Origin of the sequence: Nocardia sp. NPDC059228, assembly GCF_042754245.1 — a bacterium.
Lineage (GTDB): Bacteria > Actinomycetota > Actinomycetes > Mycobacteriales > Mycobacteriaceae > Nocardia.
Map to the genome: position 1 here is coordinate 1 of NZ_JBHZAL010000106.1, position 778 is coordinate 778.

The 778-nt window shown below is 63.6% G+C and carries 1 protein-coding gene; it reads right to left on the reverse strand.

The genetic code is table 11. The features are described 5' to 3' along the window. Positions 1-47 precede the first annotated feature (47 nt). Positions 48-778: hypothetical protein (locus tag ACFXKA_RS42745; RefSeq protein ID WP_379431868.1), on the reverse strand; the 731-nt coding region annotated here is incomplete at its 5' end.

Here is a 778-nt window from a genome sequence, read left to right on the forward strand (position 1 = left end):
GTGCATAACTGAACCGTTCGCGGAGTACTGCCGGATGTGTGCAGCGCTCAGGACGAGTTGCCTTGCAGGATCGGGTAGCCAATCCCTCGGATTTCCTCAGCCATGTCCGACAGGCTGGTCGCCGCGTTCAGGCCCGACACGAGCGCCGGGGTCAGCGGTCGCAGCGCGTACACGTGGCAGACCGCTGCGAGGTTGACGGCGACCTCGTAGTAATCCTGGGCGAATCGCTTGTACGCCTCAGGGGAAGGGTCCGCGAGGAGGTTGAACAGCCGGTTCGATCCGTCGGGGTCGTCGTGGCCGACTGGGAAGTCAATCGTTCCGTGGCTCCATCGGGTCTCCACGGTCTCGCGCCATATGCAGGCCGTCACGGCAGGGACGTGGTCTTCGTCGCTGAAGGCGGGTTCCTCCGCACACGAGAGAAAGGCCGAGGGAACATCGTCGATCACGCCCGGCCAGACTTCGCCGTCGTTGGCGTACGGACTCATCGGCGACTCGTGGTCGAAGCCGCGGATGTAGGCGCCTGCCGATGAGAAGACGATGGAGTACTCGTCCCCCGAGCCATTGCGCATTGAGGCCATCTCCTCACCGTCGGCCCAGGCGGAGTTGAAGGAGTAGTACCGGTATTCCCAGTCAGGGCTGAGGATCGTGTCGAGCACCGCCAAGGAACGGGACAGGTTCCGCAGGTCACCGATGGCAGGCAGTCGGCGCGCGACGTCGTATGAGGTCATGCGCTCATCCAATCCGCTGCCTCTGACAGTCGGTGTCTCAACTGACCCGA